Raw genomic sequence first — 17,208 nt, forward strand, 5'->3', positions numbered from 1 at the left:
GGGTACCTGTCGTGCGCACGCTGAGGCTGGACCCTAGCCCGGCCCGGGGCATCCCGGAACAGGGCGGGCCGAGGCGGAAAGGACTCTTCCGTCAGGACATACCGACTGGTTAGTCTGCCGTCAGCCGAACCGACGTGACCGAGGGAGATCCAGCGTGGCAGCCGTACGGGACAAGACCGTGGTCGTGACCGGGGCGGGCGGGGGGATCGGCGCCGCGCTGGCCCGCCGGTTCGCCGCCGAGGGCGCCCGGGTCGTGGTCAACGATCTGGACGAGGCCAAGGCGAAGCGGACCGCCGACGAGATCGGGGCGCTCGCGGTCGCCGGTGACGCCTCGGCCGTCGTCCCGGCCGCCCGCGAGGCGCTCGGCGGCGGTATCGACATCTTCTGCGCCAACGCCGGGGTCGGCACCGGCGGCGGGCCCGACGCGCCCGACGAGGACTGGGCGCTGGCCTGGGACGTCAATGTCATGGCGCATGTCCGGGCGGCCCGGGAGCTGGTGCCGGAGTGGCTGGCGCGCGGCAGCGGCCGCTTCATCTCCACGGTGTCCGCCGCCGGTCTGCTCACCATGGTCGCCGCCGCCCCGTACAGCGTCACCAAGCACGGTGCCTACGCCTTCGCCGAGTGGCTCTCGCTGACCTACCGGCACCGCGGTATCGACGTCCACGCCATCTGCCCCCAGGGCGTCCGCACCGACATGCTGGCCGCCACCGGGACCGCCGGGGACCTCGTGCTCACCCCGACCGCCGTGGAGCCCGAGGACGTGGCCGAGGCGCTCTTCGCGGCCATGGCGGAGGGCCGCTTCCTGGTCCTGCCGCACCCGGAGGTCGCGGACTACTACACCGCGCGCGCCGCCGAACCCGACCGCTGGCTCGGCGGGATGAACCACCTCCAGCGGAAGCTGGAGCAGGCCGAGGGCCGCTCCTAGGTCCTGTCGTCAAACTCGCGGCAGGCGGGAGTTTGACGACAGGACCTAGCAGGTGGGGTGGCGGCTTCGGCCGGCCCCCCCACCCCACCCAGCCGTTTCCCCGCAGGGATGATCGGGCGATCAGGAAGAAAGGGCCGCACCTCGATGACCTCCTACCAGGACAAGCCGTGGCTGGCACAGCTCACCGACGCCCAGCGCGCCCCCGTGCAGCCGCCTCCCTCGGCGCTGCACGCCTTCCGGGCCGCGGTGGGCAGCGTCCCCGACCGTACGGCGCTCGCCTACTTCGACGGCCGGCTGTCCTACGCCGAGACCGACGCGCTCTCCGACGGCATCGCCGCCCACCTCGCCGAGCGCGGCTTCCGGCGCGGCGACCGGGCCGCGGTGATGCTCCAGAACACCCCGCACTTCGTGCTCGCCCTGCTCGGCGTGTGGAAGGCGGGCGGGGTGGTGGTGCCCGTCAACCCCATGTACAAGTCCGCCGAGATGCGGCACATCCTGGACGACGCCGAGGTCACCGCCGTCATCTGCGCCGACCGCACCTGGGACGGCTTCCTGCGGGGCACCGCCGCCGGGGCGCCGTCCGTACGGATCGTGCTCACCGCCCACGAACGGGATCTCCAGACCCGCGACGACCGGCGAGTGCTGCACGGTGAGCGGCTCGGGCCGCAGCAGGACGCCGACGATCTGCTGACCGTGGCGCGCACCGCCGGCCCGATACGGGTGGCGCCCGCCGACCCGGAGCTCACCGCCGGCGACCTCGCGCTGATCAGCTACACCTCGGGCACCAGCGGCACCCCCAAGGGCGCGACCAACACCCACGGCAACATCACCTACAACGCCGAACGCCAGCGCACCGGCCTGGGCCTGCCCGACGGCGCCACCTACTTCGCCCTCGCCCCGCTCTTCCACATCACCGGCATGGTCTGCGAACTGGCGGCCTGTATCGCCAACCAGGGCACCCTGGTGCTCGCCCACCGCTTCGAGGCGGGCGTCGTCCTGGACGCCTTCCTGGAGCACCGCCCCGCCTATACGGTCGGCCCCTCGACCGCCTATATGGCGCTGATGGCCCACCCCGAGGTCACCCGCGACCACTTCGCGTCCTTCCGGACCATGTCCTCCGGCGGTGCGCCGCTGCCGCCCGCCCTCGTCGAGAAGTTCCGTACCGGTTTCGGGCCGTATGTCCACAACGGCTACGGCCTGACCGAGTGCACCGCGCCCTGCGCCAGCGTCCCGCCGGGCCGGGAGGCGCCGGTCGACAAGGTCTCCGGCACGCTCGCCGTCGGTGTGCCCGGCCCCGACACCGTCGTCCGGATCATCGGCGAGGACGGCCGGGACCTGCCGTTCGGCGAGCCCGGCGAGATCGCGGTGCGCGGCCCGCAGGTCGTCCCCGGCTACTGGCGCCGCCCGGACGCCACCGCCGAGGCCCTCCCGGACGGCGAGCTGCGCACCGGCGACATCGGCTTCATGGACCGCGACGGCTGGCTCTATGTCGTCGACCGCAAGAAGGACATGATCAACGCCTCCGGTTTCAAGGTGTGGCCGCGCGAGGTCGAGGACGTGCTCTACAGCCATCCCGCGGTGCGCGAGGCGGCGGTGGTCGGGGTGCCCGACGCCTACCGCGGCGAGTCGGTGAAGGCGTATGTCAGCCTGCGCCCCGGCACCGCGGCGGAACCCGCCGAGCTGGCCGCCTACTGCAAGGAACGGCTGGCCGCGTACAAATATCCCCGTGCGGTGGAGATCCTGGCCGAGCTTCCGAAGACCACGAGTGGCAAGATCCTCCGACGGGAGCTGCGCCACCGCGCATGACTAAGCACGAAGGACAGGTGAGGGCGATGGCCGGCACGAAGGACGGCAACGGCAACGGCGGTGCGAAGCCGGTGGCCCAGCGGCTGCTGGCCACCGCCACCCGGCTCTTCGCGGAGCAGGGCTACGACCGCACCTCCGTCCAGGAGATCGTCGATGCGGCGGGTGTGACCAAGGGCGCCCTCTACCACTACTTCGGCTCCAAGGACGATCTGCTGCACGAGGTCTACGGCCGGGTGCTGCGGCTCCAGCAGGAGCGGCTCGACCACTTCGCGGACGCCGACGCGCCGGTGGAGCAGCGACTGCGGGACGCCGCGGCCGATGTCGTCGTCACCACCATCGAGAACCTCGACGACACCAAGATCTTCTTCCGCTCGATGCACCAGCTGAGCCCGGAGAAGGACAAGCAGGTACGCGCCGAGCGGCGGCGCTACCACGAGCGGTTCCGGGCCCTGATCGAGGAGGGGCAGCGCACCGGCGTGTTCGCCGCCGACATCCCCGCCGACCTCGTCGTGGACTACCACTTCGGCTCGGTGCACCACCTGGGCACCTGGTACCGCGAGAACGGGCCGCTCAGCCCGCAGCAGGTCGCCGACCACCTCGCCGATCTGCTGCTGCGGGCCCTGCGGCCGTGAGTCACGGCGCCGGGGTGCGGCGCTGCTCACACAGGTGCGCCTGATCGCGCAGCGGGCCTTGACCACGTCTCCTGGAATTTGTTGGATTGCGCGCAAGACCAGTGGGCATGCGCCCCGGGGCCATGAGACTCAGGGGGCGGTCACGGTCAAGGGCTGTCCTCATCCCGCACCCGTAACCTAAGGTATGGATAGTACTGCTATCTATCGAGTGGGTGCCCTTTGCCTGAAGTGACACTTTTTCTCCGGGAGTACGCACGGACGAGCCGGGAGGTGGGGGCGATCGCTCCCAGCGGCCCCCGGCTCGGCAGGGCCCTCACCCGCTATGTGATCCCCAGCCCCGGCAGCGCCCGCGCGGTCCTCGAGGTGGGGCCCGGCACCGGGGCGGTGACCCGCCATATCGCCGGCTCGCTCGGCCGGCACGACACCCTCGACCTGGTCGAGGCCAACCCGCGCTTCGTCGATCTGCTGCAAGGTGCCTACGGCAACGACCCGCGGCTCCAGTTCCGCACCGGCCTGGTGCAGGACCACGAGCTGGGCAGTTACGACACCATCGTCTGCGGTCTGCCGTTCGCGAACTTCGACGCCCCGACGACCGCGGACATCTTCGACCGGCTGCTGGGCGCCCTGCGGCCCGGCGGCACGCTGTCCTTCTTCGGGTATGTGGGCGGGGCGCGCATGCGCCGCACCTTCACCGGGCGGGCGGGGCGCGAACACGTCCTCGACGGGCAGAACACCCTGCGCCGGATATTGGAGCGGCACACCTTCCGTACGGAACTGGTGCTGGGCAACCTGCCACCGGCCCGGGTGCACCACCTGGCACCGGTCAGCGCTCCCGTACAACCGGCGTGAGGCCGCGCCGGCACCCACCCGCAGACGTTCCCCCGGGCGATGCCGGACAGGCATCACGGCATCGCCCGGACGGCCCCGAGCGCCGGCACCCCTGATCCGGGGGCCGGCGCTCGGCTCCTTTCGGCGGCGGCCGGCCGGGGCCGTCACGCCCACTTTCGCTACAGGTAGCGCTTCAACTCCCGCCGCGCCAGCGACCGTTGGTGCACCTCGTCCGGGCCGTCGGCCAGCTGGAGCGTACGGGCCCCGGCCCACAGCTCGGCCAGCGGGAAGTCCTGGCTGACCCCGCCCGCGCCGTGCAGCTGCACCGCCTTGTCGAGGATGTCCACGACCGTGCGCGGGGTGGCGATCTTGATGGCCTGGATCTCGGTGTGCGCGCCCTTGTTGCCGACGGTGTCCATCAGCCAGGCGGTCTTCAGCACCAGCAGCCGCAGCTGCTCCACCGCCACCCGGGCGTCCGCGATCCACTCCTGGACCACGCCCTGCTGGGCCAGCGGCTTGCCGAAGGCCGTACGGCTCACCGCGCGGCGGCACATCAGCTCGATGGCGCGCTCGGCCATCCCGATCAGCCGCATGCAGTGGTGGATCCGGCCGGGGCCGAGCCGGGCCTGGGCGATGCCGAAACCGCCGCCCTCCTCGCCGATCAGATTGCCCGCCGGCACCCGTACGTCGTGGAAGACCACCTCGGCGTGGCCGCCGTGCCAGTGGTCCTCGAAGCCGTAGACCTGCATCGCCCGCTTGACCTCGACGCCGGGGGTGTCACGCGGCACCAGGATCATCGACTGCTGGCGGCGGATGTCCGGGCCGTCCGGGTCGGTCTTGCCCATCACGATGAAGATCTGGCACTGCGGGTTCATCGCGCCGGAGATGTACCACTTGCGGCCGTTGATGACGTAGTCGTCGCCCTCACGGTCGATCCGGGTCTCGATGTTGGTGGCGTCCGACGAGGCCACCTCCGGCTCGGTCATCGCGAACGCCGACCGGATCTCGCCGGCCAGCAGCGGCTCCAGCCACTGCTTCTTCTGCGCCTCGTTGCCGAACTGCGCCAGCACCTCCATGTTGCCGGTGTCCGGCGCCGCGCAGTTCAGCGCGGTGGGCGCCAGCTGCGGGCTGCGGCCGGTGATTTCGGCCAGCGGCGCGTACTGGAGGTTGGTCAGCCCGGCGCCGTACTCCTCGTCGGGAAGGAAGAGGTTCCACAACCCCTGCTTGCGGGCCTCGGCCTTGAGCTCCTCGACGACCGCCGGGGTCTCCCACGGGGAGGCCAGCGCGGCCCGCTGCTCGTGGGCGGTCTGCTCGGCCGGGTGGACATGCTCGTCCATGAAGGTCAGGAGCCTCTCGCGGAGCTCCTCCGTCCGGGCGTCGAATGCGAAGTCCATGGGTGCCTCAGCCTTCCTTGAGGGTGGTGAGTCCGCGGTCGATGAAGACGGGGACGAGCTCGCCGATCCGGTCGAACCCGGCGCCGACGGTCTGGCCGAGCGTGAAGCGGTAGTGGATGCCTTCGAGGATCACGGCGAGCTTGAACCAGGCGAACGCGGTGTACCAGGCGATCGCGGAGGTGTCCCGGCCGGACCGGGCGGCATAGCGCTCGATCAGCTCGGCCGGGGACGGGTGCCCGGGAGCGCCGCTGGTGGTGCTCACCGGCGACTCCGGCAGGCCCAGGTCCGAGCTGTACATCACCAGCAGCCCGAGGTCGGTCAGCGGGTCGCCCAACGTGGACATCTCCCAGTCCAGTACGGCCTTGAGGGTGTCGGCCTTTTTTGGCGCGTTCGGACTCTCGACACCGGCGCGCCCCTCCGGCTCACTCGCTGCACCGATCAGGACGTTGTCGAGGCGGTAGTCGCCGTGCACGACGGCCGGGGCGGGGGAGGCGGGCAGTGCCCGGCCCAGCGCCTCGTGCAGCTCGTCGATGCCCGGCAGCTCACGGTTCTTCGACGCGGTCAACTGCTTGCCCCAGCGCCGCAGTTGGCGCTCCAGGAAGCCGTCGGGGCGGCCGAAGTCACCGAGTCCGACCGCCTCCGGGTCCACCGCGTGCAGCTCCACGAGCGTGTCGACCAGGGACAGCACCACGGCGCGGGTGCGCTCCGGGCCGAGCGGGGCGAGCTGTGCGGCGGTGCGGTACGGGGTCCCCTCGACCAGCTCCATCACGTAGAAGGGCGCCCCGATGACCGACTCGTCCGTGCACAGCAGCAGCGTCTCGGGCACCGGCACCGGCGTCCGGTGCAGCGCGCTGATCACCCGGTGCTCGCGCTGCATGTCGTGGGCGGTGGCCAGCACATGGCCGAGCGGCGGCCGGCGGACGACCCAGGAGGCGGCGCCGTCGGTGACGCGGTAGGTGAGGTTGGACCGCCCGCCCTCGATCAGCCGCGCACGCAGCGGGCCGCCGGCCAGCCCCGGCCGCTCCCGGTCCAGATGCGCACGCAATCGTGTCAGGTCGAGGCCGGGAGGGTCTTCCCGGTCCCGGTCCTGCGGGGGAGGGGTGCCCTTGCTCATCGTGCTCCTCCGTACGGAGTGGACGGTCCATCGGTCGCTGGCACGATCATGCCGACTAGTCGGTATGGAGTCCAGTGCCGGAGCGTGGGGCGTCCGTCACGCGAGGGTTTTCCGCCGTATTTGCCGCCCCGTCCGTCCGCTGCCCCTCATGAGCACGGCCCGGGACAGCCGTCGGCCCGGCTCATGCGTGGCAGGCCATCGGGACCCCGCCGTTCAGCACCGCCATATCGCCGAATCCGGCGACCGGGTCGAGCGGGACGCCCGGTGCGGCACCGTCCAGTTCCACGTAGGCCCGGTGCAGATTCGCCACCAGCCGCTCGCTCTCGGCCAGCTCGGCGAACGGGCCGAGGTCCGCCTCCTGGGCGGTCTCCAGCGGGGTGCGCCCGGCCGCCCGGCCCTCCTCCGCGAGCCGGCCGACGAACCGCAGATAGTCCTCGATCCCGTCGTAGACCTCGGGACCGGTCACCGGACCGTGCCCGGGGACGACGGTGACCGCGTCCAGGGCCCGCAGCGTCCGCAGGGCGCGCAGCGAGCCGGCCAGCGACCCCATGAAGAGGAACGGGGTGCCCCCGTGGAAGACCAGATCGCCGGCGAAGACGATGCGCTCCCGGGGCAGCCAGACGATCGTGTCGCCGGTGGTGTGCGCGACGCCCGGGTGGATCAGCCGCACCTCGGTGTCGCCGACGTGCAGGGTCAGCTCGTCGGTGTAGGTGACCTCGGGCGGGGTGAGGCGGATGTCGCCGTACGCCACCTCCGGCCAGACGGCGTGCAGTTGATGTCCGGCGGCCAGCAGTTCGCGGCGGCAGGAGGCATGGCCGATGATCGTCGCCTCGGGTGCGAAGACGCCGTTGCCGTAGGTGTGGTCGCCGTGGTGGTGGGTGTTGACCACGGTGCGGGGGGCCGGTGCGCCGCTCTCGGCGATCCGCCGGCGCAGCAGGCGCGCCCGGCGCTCGGTGGCGGCGGTGTCCACGACCAGCGTGGCGTCCCCGTCGGTGACGAAGCCCGCGTTGTTCAGGCACCAGCCGCCGTCCGGCTGGATGAACGCATGGACCCCGGCGGCCAGTTCGGTGAGGTAGGGCTCGGGAACGGGGGGCTCGGCGGTCGGCGGCGGGCCCGCGGAGGTCCCGGTGCCGGGCGGCTCCGTGGCGTCCGGGCCGGCCACGCCGGCGCCGGTGGCCGGTGCCGCGGGCGGTGCTGCCGGCTTCTGTGCCGCCGTGCGCCGTTCCGTCGCGTCGTCCATGAGGGGGTGCCCTTCGTCCGATGGCCCGTCACTCCACGCTGCCGGGCCGGGGCCCGCCCGGTGCGTGCGAGGTCGTGTCACGGTACCGCCGCCCCGGCCGGCGGGCGTGCCGTACTCCGGCGTCAGTGCCCCGGCCGCACCAGGATCACCGCGCCGCACAGCGCCAGCGCCAGGGTGCAGCCGACCAAGAGCAGCGCGGTCCGCGGGGGCAGGCCCGGCGGGCGGCCGGTGGCCATCGCCCGCATCCGGCCGTGGGACAGGGCCATGAAGGCCAGCCACAGCAGGCCCATCAGCACCGCCAGCAGTACCTCGACCGCTCCCGGGGCGTCGCTCCGCAGCAGCTGGCGGCCGGCCAGGACCGCCATCGCGGTGGCCGAGAGCGTGGTGCGGCGCCACGCCAGCCGGGTCCGCTCCGGCTGGAGCCCGGGGTCCCGGTCGGGGGCCGGACGCGGCGATCCCGCGCCCGGCGGCTGTCCGCCCGCCATCGGCTAGCCGGTCCGGCCCAGCAGCACCAGCACGACCATCGCCACCGCAAGGAGACCGACGGCCAGGGCCAGCGCACTGGGGAAACGGCTGACCGGCAGATCCTCACCGCGCCGCATCGCGCGCTCACAGCGCACCCAGTGGTTGACCGCCCGCAGCGCACACAGCGCGCCGCCCGCCAGCAGCACGACGGTGAAGGTCACCCGCAGCGTCTCGTGCAGCCGGGGCAGGAACTGGTCCACCGCGAACCCGCCGCCGACCAGCGCCAGCCCGGTCCGCAGCCAGGCGAGAAAGGTGCGCTCATTGGCGAGCGAGAAGCGGTAGTCGGGGGTCGTCCCCTCCTCCTGGACCCGCGCGGGCGAGACCCACAGCCGTACGGCCGCGCGCAGCGACCGCGGTCCGTCCGTGCGGATCATGACCGGATCCCCGGCCCGCGGCCCGTCCCGTACAGCGGTGGCATCAGATCTCCCCCGCCTCCCGCCGGGCGAGCACCTGCCGGTACGCGGCCAGGCCGTCCGGCGTCCACGGCCACTCGTCGAGCCGCCGGCCCAGCTCCTCCTCGGTCAGGAACGCGGACCAGTCGATCTCCGACTCCTGCGGGGCGACCGGCAGGGTGCAGCGCACCTGGTAGACCGCGGACCACCAGGCGTGCTCGGCCGTCTCGTACAGGAACTTGAACAGCGGCTCGGGCGGCGCCAGCCCCTGCACGCCCAGCTCCTCCTCGGCCTCCCGCAGCGCCGCCTGGTCATAGGTCTCGCCGGCGCCGACCACCCCGCCCACGAACATGTCGTAGTGCGCGGGGAAGACGAGCTTCTGGGGAGTGCGGCGGTGCACGAAGATCCGGTCCTCGGCGTCCCGGACCAGGACGAAGGCGGAGCGGGTGCGCATCCTGCGGGCGTAGGTCTCACCGCGCGGGGCCTGTCCCACGACCTGATCGTTCTCATCGACGACATCGAGGATCTCGTCCGCGTTGAGCGGTTGCTGATCGGTCATGGAGCCATGCAATCACCACGGGCGGGGGCCGCACCCGCCGGGGCGGGGCGCGAACGGCGGGGCCCGGCCGGGGGAGCGGGACGCGAGGAAGGCCCGTACGAGGGAGCCGTACAGGGCCGGACGGGGGAGTGGCGGCGGGCGGGCGAGGCGACGGCGCCGGGCGGTGCGTCGCCGCCGAGGGGCCCGTCAGTGCGGCTGGAGCTCCCGGGCGTTCTCCCGCTGTCCGGCGCCCGGCGGCATCGCCGGATGGCTGCCGATCAGCACGATGCCCGCGACGACGGCCATGATCCCGATGACCTCCGTGGCCAGCGCCCCGGGCGTCACCCGCAGCTGGTCGCCGAGGAACCCCACCCCGCAGAGGATTCCGGCCAGCGGCTGGGCGGCGGTCAGCGCCGGCAGCGACAGCCGCAGCGGCGCCGACTCGAAGGCGCTCTGCACGAACACCAGGGCCAGCACCCCGAGCACCACGATGGCGTACGGCTGCCAGCTGGTGAGCAGCCCCGCCCAGCCGCCGGCCCCGAAGCGCTCACCACTGATCCGGGTCAGCGCGTCCTGGAGCCCGTAGAGCAGCCCCGCGGCGATGCCCAGGAGCGCGGCCTCCAGGCTCACATGCACCCGCTCCCGCTTGGCGATCGCCGCCAGCAGCAGGGCGGCGCCCAGCACCATGCCCATGATCAGCCACTGCCACATCGGGTCGGCGTTGCTGCGCCCGCCCTGGGGCTGCCCGGCCACGATGAAGGCCGTGACCCCGCCCGCCAGCAGCCACAGTCCGGCCCAGCCGGTCCGGCCGAGCCGCTGCCGGGTCAGCCGCCGGGACAGCGCCATCGCGAAGAGCAGATTGGTCGCGAGCAGTGGCTCCACGAGGGTGATGTCGCCCATCCCCAGTGCCACCGCCCCGAGCGCCATCCCGACCACCATCAGACCGATACCGGCCACCCACAGCGGCATCCGCACCAGGTCCAGCAGCAGCCGGACGGAGAGGAAGTCCTTCATCGGGGCGTGTTGCGCCGCGGCCTGCTGAAACACGAATCCGAGTCCCAGGCAGCAGGCCGCGCCAAGGGCGAGCAGTATCACCGTCACGTCGCACCTCGTATCGCGCGGGGTGGGGGGATGCGCCTGAGGATAGTCATCCGGCGTCGGGCGTGGGGTGGCCCTCGTCACCCCCATTCTCCCGCGCGCCCCGGTGTACCACCCGGTAACTCCATGGTTGACGCGGCAGTCGGGTGCGCTGAGGATCGTTCCACCGTTGCGGCCGGGGCGCCCGGCGTGCCCCGTTGAGGAGAGCAGAGATGGCGTACGACGCTGATGTGATCGTGATCGGAGCGGGGCTCGCGGGCCTGGCGGCCACCGCGGAACTGGTGGACGCGGGACGCAAGGTGATCCTGCTCGACCAGGAGCCCGAGCAGTCCTTCGGCGGACAGGCCCACTGGTCCTTCGGCGGTCTCTTCCTGGTCGACTCGCCCGAGCAGCGCCGGCTGCGGATCCGCGACAGCCACGCGCTGGCCTGGCAGGACTGGCTGGGCACGGCCGGTTTTGACCGGGCCGAGGATCATTGGCCGCGCAAATGGGCCGAGGCGTATGTCGACTTCGCGGCCGGCGAGAAACGCTCCTGGCTGCACCGGCAGGGCATACGGCTGTTCCCCGTCGTCGGCTGGGCCGAGCGCGGCGGCTATGACGCGACCGGGCACGGCAACTCCGTCCCCCGCTTCCACATCACCTGGGGTACCGGACCCGGTCTGGTCGCCCCGTTCGAGCGCCGGGTACGGGCCGGGGCGGCCCGTGGCCTGGTGGAGCTGCGCTTCCGCCACCGGGTGACCGGGCTGTCGCGCACTGCGGGGACCGTGGACACCGTCAGCGGCGAGATCCTGGAGCCGTCGGACGTGGCACGCGGCCGGCCCAGCAGCCGTGAGGTGGCCGGTGCCTTCGAGCTGCGGGCCCAGGCCGTGATCGTCACCTCGGGCGGTATCGGCGGCAATCACGAGCTGGTGCGCGCCAACTGGCCGAAGCGGCTCGGCCGGCCCCCGCGGCGGATGCTGTCCGGGGTCCCGGCGCATGTGGACGGCAAGATGCTGGGCATCGCCGAGGCGGCCGGCGGCCGGATCATCAACCGTGACCGGATGTGGCACTACACCGAAGGCATCGACAACTGGGACCCCATCTGGCCGCTGCACGGCATCCGGATCCTGTCCGGCCCGTCCCCGCTGTGGCTGGACGCCCGCGGCAAACGGCTGCCGGTACCGCTGTTCCCCGGCTTCGACACCCTCGGGACGCTGGAGCACATCATGCGGACCGGCCATGACCACACCTGGTTCGTGCTCACCCAGAAGATCATCGAGAAGGAGTTCACCCTCTCCGGCTCCGAGCAGAACCCGGATCTGACCGGAAAGAGCATCCGGGAGGTGCTGGGCCGGGCCAGGGCCGGTGCGCCGGGCCCGGTGCGGGCCTTCATGGACCACGGTGCGGACTTCATCGTCGAGCGTTCGCTGACGGACCTGGTGCGGCGGATGAACGAGCTGACCGGGAAGCCGCTGATCGCGGAGGACGCGCTGCGCGGCGAGATCGTCGCGCGCGACCGCGAGATCGCCCACCCCTTCACCAAGGACCTCCAGGTGACGGCAGTACGCGGGGCCCGGAAATACCTCGGCGACCGGCTGATCCGCACCGCCGCCCCGCACCGGCTGCTGGACCCCAAGGCGGGCCCGCTGATCGCCGTACGGCTGAACATCCTCACCCGCAAGACGCTCGGCGGCCTGGAGACCGACCTCTCCTCGCGGGTGCTGGCCGACGGCGGCGCACCCCTGCCCGGCGTGTACGCGGCGGGCGAGGCGGCCGGGTTCGGCGGCGGCGGGGTGCACGGCTACCGCTCGCTGGAGGGCACCTTCCTCGGCGGCTGCCTCTTCTCCGGACGGACGGCGGGGCGGGCGGCGGCGCGGGCGGTGTCCTGACGGGAGGCGGGAGGCGGGAGGCGGGAGGCGGGGGACGAGGGGGGACGAAGACGGGGGCGGGGGGGACGGGGACGGGGTATGCGGCGTCGGGCGGCGGGACCGGGGCCGGGGGCGGTGCGCGGTGCGTACGCGTTCCGTTGGCCGTCCGCTCAATACCGTGATACGGAAGGGGGGTTGGCGGATCCAGCCATTCCCCTTCCCGTCTTGACGCGGAGCTCTGCGTAGCGCTTTGCTTTGCGTGATGACTGGTGCGGACCAAGCCATCACCCTCTGTAGAGGCGCGTACGGATCCGGTCCCTCCCCACTGAGGACGACTCAGGGGGTTGTTCGGGGCCGGTGCGGCGCGTCATGGAGCCCCTGACCCGTGATTTCGATTTCCCCATCCCCACCGCCGCAGCTCGCACCCGCCCGCTGCCCGGGCGGCCCGGCCCTCGCCCCGGCCCTGGACGACGCCCAACTGTCCCTCGCCGCCGACGCCTTGGCGCTCGGCCAGTGGGCCCGGGTGCGCGGCCTGCTCGCCGAGACCGGCCAGGACTGGGATCTGCGCGGCCACCGATTAACGGTGCTGGCCACCGCACCCGGCAGCGCCGCCTGGGCCGGCGACTGGCGGCTCGCCGAACCGGACAGCGGTGACGCCGCCACCCTCCTGGCCCTCGCCACCGTCCGGCTCGCGCTGCACGGCGAGAGCAGCACCGAGGCCGCCGCCGACGCCTGTGCCACCGCCGCCCGGATGCTGCCCGACGACCCCACGCCCTGGCTCGGCGCGCTGATCCTCGCCCGCCGCACCGGCACCCCGGAGGCGCGGGCCCACGCCTTCCAGCAGATCCGTGCCCGGCACCGCGACCACCACCACGCCCATCACCTGATGACGGCCGCCCTGGCGGAGGAGCACCCCGGCGCCCGCGAGGACCCCCGGCACCCGGCCCATGCCTTCGCCGCCCGCGCCGCGGCCCGCGCCCCCGCCGACTCGCCGCTCGCCCTCCTCCCCCTCGTGGCCCACACCGAGCGCTACCGCGTCCTGGCCGCCGCGGGCCCGGCAACGCGCCCGGACCGGGGCCACTGGTCCACCCGGCGCGCCCACCAGATCCTGCGGGACGCCTTCGACTGGTGGCTGGAATGGGGCGGCGAGGACCACCCCCGCGGCAAGGTCGATCTCAACTTCCTCGCCCACGCCACCTTCCACGAGGGGTGGATGGCCGAGGCCGCCGCGCTCTTCCAGCGCATCGGCCCGCACCCCACCCGGGCCCCGTGGTCGTACGCGGGCCGCGACGCCGACGGCGCGTTCCGGGCCGCCCGGGACACCGCACTGCGCCGGGCCGGGGACATCACCGCACCGTGCCCCCGGGGGCGCCGGTGACGAAAGTCTGACGTCGGGGCCCGGACGCTGGACCCGGCGCCCGCCCGGTGTTCGAATCGACGCATGACCAGGGACGACACTCCGGACCGCGCGGCGGGCGGCGGCACGGACGGGCGGGGCGCCCCCGTGGGCCGTCGGGTGGTGCTCGGCATGCTCGCGGCCGGCGCCGCCGGAGTGGCCACCGCGCCCCTCCTCCAGCGCGCCTACGACAGCGCCCTCGGCGCCGCCGCACAGAAGGACCCCACCGGCCTGTCCGGTCTGCTCCCGGGCGGCGGCGGCTTCCGCTACTACTCGGTGACCGGCTCCGTACCGGAGAAGGACGCCCACACCTACCGGCTGACGGTGGACGGTCTGGTGCGCCATCGCGCGAGCTACCGCCTCGCCGACCTGCGCCGGCTGCCGCAGACCCGGCTCGTGCGCGATGTCCAGTGCGTCACCGGCTGGCGGGTGCCCGGCACCCCCTTCGAAGGGGTCCGCCTCTCGGCCCTGCTCGACGCCGCGGGGGTCCGCCCCGAGGCCGGGGCCGTCCGTTTCACCTGCTTCGACGGCGCCTACAGCGAGTCGCTCACCCTCGAACAGGCCCGCCGCGACGACGTCCTGGTCGCCCTGCGGATGCAGGACAAACCGCTCGCCCATGCGCACGGCGGTCCGGTGCGGCTCTATGTCGCGCCCATGTACTTCTACAAGTCGGCGAAGTGGCTCTCCGGGATCACCGTCACCGAGCGGGTCGAGCCCGGTTACTGGGAGGACCGTGGATATGACGTCGACGCCTGGGTCGGCCGGTCGAACGGACGCGACGATGCCCCCACGACCTGACCACCCCTCGGCGCCGGCCCCCGCGCGCCCCCGCGTCCCCCGCTTCACCCGCGCCGAGCACCACGTACACCGCGCCACCGCCGCCCTGATGGCCGTCTGTATCCTCACCGCCGGCTGTCTCTACCTCCCCTTCCTGGCCGAACTCGTCGGCCGCCGCGCCCTGATGGTCACCGTCCACGAGTGGTCCGGCATCCTGCTGCCCGTCCCCCTGCTGCTGGGCCTCGGCTCCCGTGCGCTGCGCGCCGACCTCACCCGGCTCAACCGCTACGGCCCGCACGACCGCCAGTGGTTGCGCGCCGCGCTCCGCCGCCGGGGCGGCCGGCTGGCCGGAAAGTTCAACGCCGGCCAGAAGCTCTACGCCGCCTGGATCGCCGGCGCGGTCCTCGTGATGCTCGGCACCGGCCTGCTGATGTGGTTCACCTCGCTCGCGCCCCTGGTCTGGCGGACCGGTGCCACCTTCGTCCATGACTGGCTCGCGCTCGCCGTGGTCCTGGTGATCGCCGGTCACGTGGGGAAGGCCGTCGGCGACCCCGAGTCCCGCCGCGGGCTGCGCACCGGATCGGTCGACGCGCAATGGGCCCGGCGCGAGCATCCGTTGTGGGAGCACGACGGCAACCCGCGGTAGAGGGCGGCCAGTTGCGCAGTCCCGTGCGAAACCCCTGCGCAGACCACTGTGCAGAGAACTCTTTGCAGAGAACCCTGTGCAGAGGAGTCTCTGCAACTCTAGGCTGTCGGCTCATGAGCGATGCCCCTGAGCCGAACCGGCCCGAGCCGCCGTCCACCGCCCCTCCGGTGCGCCGGATGGACGCCCGCAGTCTGCGCGGTCTGGCCCACCCCCTGCGGATGCGCATCCTGGACCTGCTGGCCCTCGACGGCCCGGACACCGCCACCGGGCTCGGCCGCCGCCTCGGCGAGAACACCGGCACGGTCAGCTGGCATCTGCGCCACCTCGCCGACCACGGCTTCATCGAGGAGGAGACCGGCCGGGGCACCCGTCGCGAGCGCTGGTGGCGGGCGGTGCGGGTGGCCCGCCGCCTCGACACCAACGACTTCCGCGACGACCCCGACAGCCGGGGCGCCCTGGCCGTCTATCTGCACGAAACCGTCCACCGGGACTTCGGCCAGGTCACCACCTACCTCGCCGAGGACTGGGCCGCAGAGTGGCGGGACGCCGGGACGCTCTCGCGCTGGCCGGACCTTCGCCTGACCCCGGACCAACTGGCGGCACTGAACGAGGAGTTGGAGTCCGTGGTCGTCCGGCACCGGGAGGCGGCGGCGCGGGAGGGGGCGGCGCCGGATGCCGAGGAGGCCCGGCCCGTGATCGTCCAGCTCCAGTCCTTCCCCCGGAAGGAGCGGGACCAGCGATGAGCGGACTGCTGCGCCGCCACCGTGACTTCCGGCTGCTGTGGTGCGGGGAGACGGCGGGCAAATTCGGAGCGGCGGTCAGCACGGTGTCGATGCCGCTGGTGGCCGTCTCCACCCTGCACGCCACCACCTTCGAGGTCGCACTGATCAGCGCCTGCGGCTGGCTGCCCTGGCTGCTGATCGGCCTCCCGGTCGGGGTGTGGGTGGACCGCCTGCGCCGCCGCCCGCTGATGCTGGCCGCCGCGGGGAGCTCGATGGTGCTCTTCGCCGCCGTACCGGTCCTGGCCCGGGCCGGCGGGCTCACGCTCGGACTGCTGATCGCCGTGGCCCTGCTGACCGGCGGCTCGGCGGTGCTGTTCCAGACCGCGTACAGCGCCTACCTCCCCACCCTGCTCGCCCCGGCCGACCAGGCCGAGGGCAACGCCAAGCTGCACGGCAGTGCCTCCGCGGCCCAGATCGCCGGGCAGGGGACGGGCGGCCTCATCGCCCAACTGGCGGGCGCCGTCAACGGGTTGTTCGCCCATGCCGCCACCTTCCTCGTCGCGCTGCTGTGCCTGCTCGGCATCCGGTACCGCGAACCCCGCCCGGCGGGCCGGGAGGACGCACCGCGGTCGCTGACCGGGGAGGTCGCCGAGGGGCTGCGGCTGGTCGTCGGCGACCGCTGGTTCCGTACGCTCACGCTCTTCGCCGCCGCCTCCAACCTCGCGCTGATGGGGTATCAGTCCCTCACGGCGGTCTTCCTGGTCCGCGAGGTCGGTCTGCCGCCCGGCGCGGTCGGCGGGCTGCTGGCGCTGGCGAGCACGGGCGGGATCGCGGGCGCCTTCGTGGTACGCCGCACCGCCGGCCGGCTCGGCACCGCCCGCGCCATGCTGCTGTGCGAACTCGGCGTCCCCAGCGCGGCGTTGCTCATCCCACTCACCTTCCCGGGCGCCGGGGCGCTGCTCTACGTGGCGGGCGGCTTCGGCGTCAGCGCGGGCGTGGTGGCCGGCAACATCCTCAAGGTGAGCTTCCAGCAGAGCTACTGCCCGCCGCCGCTGCTCGGCCGGCTGGTCGCCAGCAGCGCGTTCCTCAACTACGGCACCCTGCCGCTGGGTGCGTTGCTCGGCGGCGCGCTCGGCTCCGCACTGGGCGTCCGCACCGCGATGTGGATCATGACGGCCGGGGTGCCGCTGGCCGCCCTGATCCTGCTCTGCTCGCCGGTCCGGACGGTCCGCGACCTGCCGGTGCGCCCGGCGGAGCAGGAGCCCGGCGGGCCCGGCCCCGGGGCGGCGGAGCGGGACGGGGCGCCCGCACACCGCTGAGCCGACGCC

The 17,208-nt window shown here is 73.2% G+C and carries 17 protein-coding genes; 10 read left to right on the forward strand and 7 right to left on the reverse strand.

Annotated elements, in window-relative coordinates; genetic code table 11:
• Window positions 1-154 precede the first annotated feature (154 nt).
• The 4 genes from ACFWJW_RS22925 (at window position 155) to ACFWJW_RS22940 (ending at window position 4,212) form a co-directional block, all read left to right on the forward strand.
• Complete coding sequence (locus ACFWJW_RS22925; RefSeq protein WP_387244351.1) at window positions 155-925, forward strand: SDR family oxidoreductase; 771 nt, start codon at window positions 155-157, stop codon at window positions 923-925.
• 144 nt (window positions 926-1,069) lie between these two features.
• Window positions 1,070-2,731, forward strand: a complete 1,662-nt coding sequence (locus tag ACFWJW_RS22930) for an AMP-binding protein (RefSeq protein ID WP_387244354.1) — start codon at window positions 1,070-1,072, stop codon at window positions 2,729-2,731.
• Window positions 2,732-2,757: 26 nt separating this feature from the next.
• Window positions 2,758-3,363, forward strand: a complete 606-nt coding sequence (locus ACFWJW_RS22935; RefSeq protein ID WP_387244522.1) for a TetR/AcrR family transcriptional regulator — start codon at window positions 2,758-2,760, stop codon at window positions 3,361-3,363.
• Window positions 3,364-3,591: 228 nt separating this feature from the next.
• Window positions 3,592-4,212 carry a class I SAM-dependent methyltransferase gene (locus ACFWJW_RS22940; protein WP_387244358.1) on the forward strand — a complete coding sequence of 207 codons (621 nt, stop codon included), beginning with the start codon at window positions 3,592-3,594 and terminating at the stop codon, window positions 4,210-4,212.
• A gap of 158 nt (window positions 4,213-4,370) precedes the next feature.
• Here ACFWJW_RS22940 and ACFWJW_RS22945 read toward each other — a convergent pair whose 3' ends face one another.
• From ACFWJW_RS22945 to ACFWJW_RS22975, 7 genes are all read right to left on the reverse strand, one after another.
• A complete protein-coding gene (locus ACFWJW_RS22945; protein ID WP_387244361.1) occupies window positions 4,371-5,585 on the reverse strand; it encodes an acyl-CoA dehydrogenase family protein in 1,215 nt (404 codons plus the stop codon).
• A gap of 7 nt (window positions 5,586-5,592) precedes the next feature.
• Complete coding sequence (locus ACFWJW_RS22950; protein WP_387244364.1) at window positions 5,593-6,699, reverse strand: phosphotransferase family protein; 1,107 nt, start codon at window positions 6,697-6,699, stop codon at window positions 5,593-5,595.
• A 181-nt stretch (window positions 6,700-6,880) separates the two neighbouring features.
• Window positions 6,881-7,939: an MBL fold metallo-hydrolase gene (locus ACFWJW_RS22955; protein ID WP_387244367.1), complete on the reverse strand. Its 1,059-nt coding sequence runs from the start codon at window positions 7,937-7,939 to the stop codon at window positions 6,881-6,883.
• A gap of 122 nt (window positions 7,940-8,061) precedes the next feature.
• A complete protein-coding gene (locus tag ACFWJW_RS22960) occupies window positions 8,062-8,424 on the reverse strand; it encodes a DUF202 domain-containing protein (protein ID WP_387244370.1) in 363 nt (120 codons plus the stop codon).
• Between the two features lie 3 nt (window positions 8,425-8,427).
• The gene (locus ACFWJW_RS22965) at window positions 8,428-8,838 is read right to left on the reverse strand and encodes a YidH family protein (protein WP_387244373.1); all 411 of its coding nucleotides are present in this window, start codon (window positions 8,836-8,838) and stop codon (window positions 8,428-8,430) included.
• Window positions 8,839-8,881: 43 nt separating this feature from the next.
• Window positions 8,882-9,415 carry an NUDIX hydrolase gene (locus ACFWJW_RS22970; RefSeq protein ID WP_387244376.1) on the reverse strand — a complete coding sequence of 178 codons (534 nt, stop codon included), beginning with the start codon at window positions 9,413-9,415 and terminating at the stop codon, window positions 8,882-8,884.
• A 186-nt stretch (window positions 9,416-9,601) separates the two neighbouring features.
• Window positions 9,602-10,495 carry a DMT family transporter gene (locus ACFWJW_RS22975; protein WP_387244379.1) on the reverse strand — a complete coding sequence of 298 codons (894 nt, stop codon included), beginning with the start codon at window positions 10,493-10,495 and terminating at the stop codon, window positions 9,602-9,604.
• Between the two features lie 209 nt (window positions 10,496-10,704).
• Between ACFWJW_RS22975 and ACFWJW_RS22980 the strand changes: the two genes are divergently transcribed.
• From ACFWJW_RS22980 to ACFWJW_RS23005, 6 genes are all read left to right on the forward strand, one after another.
• Window positions 10,705-12,360 (forward strand): FAD-binding dehydrogenase, encoded by a 1,656-nt coding sequence (locus ACFWJW_RS22980; RefSeq protein ID WP_387244382.1) that lies wholly within the window; start codon window positions 10,705-10,707, stop codon window positions 12,358-12,360.
• A 373-nt stretch (window positions 12,361-12,733) separates the two neighbouring features.
• The gene (locus ACFWJW_RS22985) at window positions 12,734-13,717 is read left to right on the forward strand and encodes a hypothetical protein (RefSeq protein WP_387244526.1); all 984 of its coding nucleotides are present in this window, start codon (window positions 12,734-12,736) and stop codon (window positions 13,715-13,717) included.
• A gap of 63 nt (window positions 13,718-13,780) precedes the next feature.
• Window positions 13,781-14,533: a molybdopterin-dependent oxidoreductase gene (locus ACFWJW_RS22990; protein ID WP_387244385.1), complete on the forward strand. Its 753-nt coding sequence runs from the start codon at window positions 13,781-13,783 to the stop codon at window positions 14,531-14,533.
• Window positions 14,517-15,158: a cytochrome b/b6 domain-containing protein gene (locus tag ACFWJW_RS22995; protein WP_387244388.1), complete on the forward strand. Its 642-nt coding sequence runs from the start codon at window positions 14,517-14,519 to the stop codon at window positions 15,156-15,158. Before ACFWJW_RS22990 ends, ACFWJW_RS22995 begins: the two co-directional genes overlap by 17 nt.
• Before the next feature lie 176 nt (window positions 15,159-15,334).
• Window positions 15,335-15,901, forward strand: coding sequence for a helix-turn-helix domain-containing protein (locus tag ACFWJW_RS23000; protein WP_387244529.1), 567 nt, complete (start codon window positions 15,335-15,337; stop codon window positions 15,899-15,901).
• Window positions 15,898-17,199: an MFS transporter gene (locus ACFWJW_RS23005; RefSeq protein WP_387244391.1), complete on the forward strand. Its 1,302-nt coding sequence runs from the start codon at window positions 15,898-15,900 to the stop codon at window positions 17,197-17,199. Before ACFWJW_RS23000 ends, ACFWJW_RS23005 begins: the two co-directional genes overlap by 4 nt.
• The last annotated feature ends 9 nt before the right edge of the window (window positions 17,200-17,208 follow it).

This window comes from Streptomyces sp. NPDC127097, from assembly GCF_042724075.1.
In the GTDB taxonomy this organism is placed as follows: domain Bacteria; phylum Actinomycetota; class Actinomycetes; order Streptomycetales; family Streptomycetaceae; genus Streptomyces.

Coding starts and splice junctions, on each gene's coding strand:
- ACFWJW_RS22955 (WP_387244367.1), bottom strand. CDS start 7,939: ATGGACGACGCGACGGAACGGCGCACGGCGGCACAGAAGCCGGCAGCA.
- ACFWJW_RS22935 (WP_387244522.1), top strand. CDS start 2,758: ATGGCCGGCACGAAGGACGGCAACGGCAACGGCGGTGCGAAGCCGGTG.
- ACFWJW_RS22960 (WP_387244370.1), bottom strand. CDS start 8,424: ATGGCGGGCGGACAGCCGCCGGGCGCGGGATCGCCGCGTCCGGCCCCC.
- ACFWJW_RS22945 (WP_387244361.1), bottom strand. CDS start 5,585: ATGGACTTCGCATTCGACGCCCGGACGGAGGAGCTCCGCGAGAGGCTC.
- ACFWJW_RS22965 (WP_387244373.1), bottom strand. CDS start 8,838: ATGATCCGCACGGACGGACCGCGGTCGCTGCGCGCGGCCGTACGGCTG.
- ACFWJW_RS22990 (WP_387244385.1), top strand. CDS start 13,781: ATGACCAGGGACGACACTCCGGACCGCGCGGCGGGCGGCGGCACGGAC.
- ACFWJW_RS22950 (WP_387244364.1), bottom strand. CDS start 6,699: ATGAGCAAGGGCACCCCTCCCCCGCAGGACCGGGACCGGGAAGACCCT.
- ACFWJW_RS22970 (WP_387244376.1), bottom strand. CDS start 9,415: ATGACCGATCAGCAACCGCTCAACGCGGACGAGATCCTCGATGTCGTC.
- ACFWJW_RS22995 (WP_387244388.1), top strand. CDS start 14,517: ATGCCCCCACGACCTGACCACCCCTCGGCGCCGGCCCCCGCGCGCCCC.
- ACFWJW_RS23000 (WP_387244529.1), top strand. CDS start 15,335: ATGGACGCCCGCAGTCTGCGCGGTCTGGCCCACCCCCTGCGGATGCGC.
- ACFWJW_RS22980 (WP_387244382.1), top strand. CDS start 10,705: ATGGCGTACGACGCTGATGTGATCGTGATCGGAGCGGGGCTCGCGGGC.
- ACFWJW_RS22930 (WP_387244354.1), top strand. CDS start 1,070: ATGACCTCCTACCAGGACAAGCCGTGGCTGGCACAGCTCACCGACGCC.
- ACFWJW_RS23005 (WP_387244391.1), top strand. CDS start 15,898: ATGAGCGGACTGCTGCGCCGCCACCGTGACTTCCGGCTGCTGTGGTGC.